Annotated in this window: 3 protein-coding genes; all 3 read right to left on the minus strand. The window is 59.1% G+C overall.

Translation table 11 applies throughout. The annotated features are described in order from the left end of the window. Positions 1 to 4 precede the first annotated feature (4 nt). Positions 5 to 1,216: an MFS transporter gene (locus B3605_RS17850; protein WP_296435362.1), complete on the minus strand. Its 1,212-nt coding sequence runs from the start codon at positions 1,214 to 1,216 to the stop codon at positions 5 to 7. Between the two features lie 47 nt (positions 1,217 to 1,263). After that, positions 1,264 to 1,770, minus strand: a complete 507-nt coding sequence (locus B3605_RS17855; protein ID WP_113010515.1) for a GNAT family N-acetyltransferase — start codon at positions 1,768 to 1,770, stop codon at positions 1,264 to 1,266. Positions 1,771 to 1,933: 163 nt separating this feature from the next. Beyond that, positions 1,934 to 3,121 carry a (R)-mandelonitrile lyase gene (locus B3605_RS17860; RefSeq protein WP_296435364.1) on the minus strand — a complete coding sequence of 396 codons (1,188 nt, stop codon included), beginning with the start codon at positions 3,119 to 3,121 and terminating at the stop codon, positions 1,934 to 1,936. Positions 3,122 to 3,972 lie beyond the last annotated feature (851 nt).

Below are 3,972 nucleotides of genomic sequence, written 5' to 3' on the forward strand. Positions count from 1 at the left end.
AAAGCTATCTATTACTTTCGTGCGAGACTTGGATATGCCGGCGCTGCGCCACCCACAGAAGGAACGCCAATGAGATCAGGCCCATTGCGCCTGACATGATGGCCATCCAGCCGGCAAACTCCCAGAGAAAGCCGGCCAGCAGGGAGCCGACCGCGCCGCCGAGGAAATTACACGATACGAAAGCAGTGTTGAGGCGGCTGCGGGCTTGCGGCTCCACCGAGAAAAGGCGGGTCTGATTGAGAACGTTGTTGCCCTGGATCGCGACGTCAAAGAGCAGCACCGCGATGGCGACCGGTATAATGCTGGTGGACCCCGTGGCGCCAATGCCGAGCGAGACCAGTGCCAATATAAGCGCAGCCCCTGTGCCGGCTGCGGAATAGCCATTGTCGTGCAGCCAGCCGACGCGTCGCGCGGCAAGCGAACCGGCCAAACCGACGATGCCCATGGCGCCGATCTGGCTGAGCGAGTAGGAAAATGGCGGCGCACTCAGCAGGAACGTGAGGCCTGTCCAGAACATGGTGAATGTGCAAAAGCCAATGGTGCCGATGGCCAAAGTGACCTGCACTGATCTGTGTTTGCGGACGACGGCAGGCACCGAGGCAAGCAGCCGACCGTAAGCAATAGGCGGCCTTTTGCTTTCAGCCGGCAGCACGCGCGTCAGCAGAACCGAGAAAGATACGGTTGTCGCCGCGGCGAGAAAATAGACGGCGCGCCAGCCGAAGGCGTCCGCGATGACGCCGCTGATCGTGCGTGAGAGCAGGATGCCAATCAAGATGCCACCAACGATCGTTCCAACCGTTCGCCCACGCTCCTCTGCGCTGGAAAGGTCGCTTGCGAGCGGAATGAGCAATTGCCCCGCAACCGTTGTCAGGCCGACGGCGGTAAGAGATGCCAGCAGTATCGTATAAGATGGTGCCAGCGCGGTTGCCAGCAGCGCCAGGGCCGAGAGGAACATGACGAGCGGAATGAGCCTGCGCCTGATCACGACGTCACCGAGTGGCACGATCATAACGATACCCAGCGCATATCCGATCTGCGTCATCGTCACCAGGGCACCGGCCGAACCGATTGGCACATCGAGCGATTTCGCGATCGTGGCAAGCAGAGGCTGCGCCCAGTAAAGGTTGCCGACTGCGGCACCGCCGACGATCGCAAACAGCCAGGTCATCCCGACCGAGATTTGTTTCGGCGCTGATGTAAATTCAGGGGTAGACATAACATTTCCTGGAGATCAGGTTGAGGGGAGGCCTGCCAAGCGCTCGGCTAGTCTTTAAGCTCGCGGGTCATCTCGATCATAGTTGCTCGGAATCCGAGAGCGGCGAATAATTGTTGTGCCGTCTTGTTTTGGTGAGCCGTGGAGAGGACAACGCGTTGGGCGCCGCGCGCCTTGATTTCAGACAAGATGGTGACGATGAGCAAACGCCCGATACCTTCGCGCCGACGGGAGGCGTCGACGAAGAGATCGTGTACGACCCCTGCTGGACCGCGCAAGGACATGTAGTCATGACCTTCCATTTCTCCATAGACGTAGCCCAGCAATATGCCGCCTTGTTCGGCGACAAAAAGCATTGCGTTCGGATCGCTGATCTTCCTTTCCAGAAAACCGGTATAATTCGCTGGCGTAGTTCTGGTTGTTTCAATGAAGCGCTGAGGGTCAAGCTTGTGATGAAGTGCTACAAGAAGCGTTCCAAACGCGCCCAGAACCTGGACGTCCAGCGGCGACGCGGTTCGAATAACGAGATCATTTGACGCTGAGACGGCTCTGTTCATTGGTTTCTGAAACCCGTGCGATCGCCGGCGGACGCGTCGGCGACGCTCTATCCTATATTGTTCAAAAACTTCCGCCAGCCGATCTTCGCTCAGTGCTGTCTGTGCGGCGTGGTCAGGCACCGAAAAAGAGGTCTGTACCTTCGAAATCTCATGAGGTCTGTGGTCATTCGCCGGGACGGCCCGCAAAGTAGTCTTCGTCGGAAACCTTCTCCATCCAGGTAACCACGCTGCCGTTTTGCGCTTCTGCGACAGCGAAGTGGCTCATCGCTTCGTCTGCCGACGCGCCATGCCAGTGCTTTATCATTGCTGGTATCCACACGACGTCACCTGGCCGGACCGTCTGAACAGGCGCGCCCTCCTTCTGCACCCAGCCCGTTCCGGAGATGATGAAGAGTGTCTGGCCTAGCGGGTGCGTGTGCCACGCCGTGCGCGCTCCCGCAGGAAAAGACACGGTTGCGCCGCTGACGGTCGACGGACTGTCACTCCGGTAAAAGCCGGAGGTTTCGACATCGCCTGTGAAGTATGCTTCCGGTGCACGCGCCCGGTCCTGGCCGGCCGGAGTGACCTTGATCTCAGTCGATACCTCAAACGACTTGGCTTCGCGTGTCTCAAAAACGCTCTTGAGAACCGGCACGGCCGACATCGCTCTCGGCCAGCCGGCGTAGAAAGCGACGTGCATGACGACCTCTGAGGCTTCACCTTTGGTCAATCCGTTGTCCATCGCGCGGTTCGCGTGGAAGGGGAGTTGTTCAGCTTGCCCCATGGCGATGAGTGCTGCCATCGTTACGAGGCTGCGATCACGTGCGGTGAGATCGGGCCTCTGCCAGAGATCACCGAACAAAACGCGGTTCGTAAGAGCGGCAAGCGCCGGTGCCGTCGGGGAGACATGGGCATTGACAGCGGCGGTGCGCATCGCTTCGGCAGCAGCCTCAAGTTCGATCCTTTTGCCATCGCTGTCTTCTACCGGGGCTACGCCTCGTTCTTCGAACACTTTTTGGGTTTCCATGACGGCTGAGACCGCGTTGGGCCATCCGGAATAAAAGGCAAGATGGGTTATCAGCTCCCCAATTTCGGCGGGCGTGACGCCGTTGTCCAGCGCCCGGCGCACATGTCCGCCGAGCTGTGGCGTCTTTCCGGTCGAGACGATCGCGGAGACCGTGACGAGGCTGCGATCGCGTAGCTCAAGTTCGGCCCGCTCCCAGACCTCGCCGAAAAGAACGTCGTCCGTGAAGTGCCCCAAGCCCGGGGCGACTTCATAGACGGCCGACGGGGCAACGCGCTTGCGCTCCTGCGCCTCGGTTACGGTCGTTGCGAGCGCTGTCATTGCGACACTTGTGGCGATGTTCTTCATCTCATTATCTCTCTGCCGATGACCCTTGAATGTGGTGACTGCCATGCGTCGGATTAGGCCGTCAGTCCCGGATGGGTCTATATTCGCGGTTCATGGTTTGGACTGCTGAGGCTCCGGGCATTTGCGACATCGCGATCCCGGACCTCGGTGTGTTTGAAGGAAACATATGCTCACCCGTCCATGACGATTAGGCGCTCATTTCCGGATGAGCCTATGTCCTGAATTCATGAGTGGCGCGTCGCACGTCTGTCGTCAGAAGCGCTCAGGGTCGTCGCGGCGCTCTCATGGTATCCCGGGCTCTTCAATGTCGTCGCTGTTCGATGTCTGGTCGCTCGCGGTGTGGGCGTGCCGCAAGGCGTGCTGAAGGAAGCCGCCGCCATGACGAGCTGCGCTGATCGCGCATCATGCAAGGTCTCGAGAAAGCCACTTCCTATCAATATCTTGCGTGCGACTCGGGAAGACGGAGGCATCGTCTGGAGGCCCGAGGCCGATTGACCAGGTTGGATCCCCTGGGAAAAGTCAAATCTAGTTTTGAAGAAATCCACCAGCAAAAAGGTTAGTCTGCCACTCGATCGAAGTAGGTAGCACCGTTTATCGCGACTTTCGAATATAGTTAAAGCTAACTGAAGAATATGATCTTCGAAGCGGCAATCCATTCAAGTAGTCGAGAGGGGCATCCATGTATCGCAGCGCGCACCGGTGGGTTTCTCGTTCCATGTTGACGGATTTATTCGATCCCCGTTGGTGGCTGACGACCGGCGGAACGGCGAAGGCGCGCGTTGCCGCGCCGAAGGCCGAGGAGGCAACCGGGGTTGTCCCCGCGCCGACACAGGCGGTCGAGCAGGGCACGT

The organism is Rhizobium sp. UBA1881, assembly GCF_002338015.1.
Taxonomy (GTDB): Bacteria; Pseudomonadota; Alphaproteobacteria; order Rhizobiales; family Rhizobiaceae; genus Rhizobium.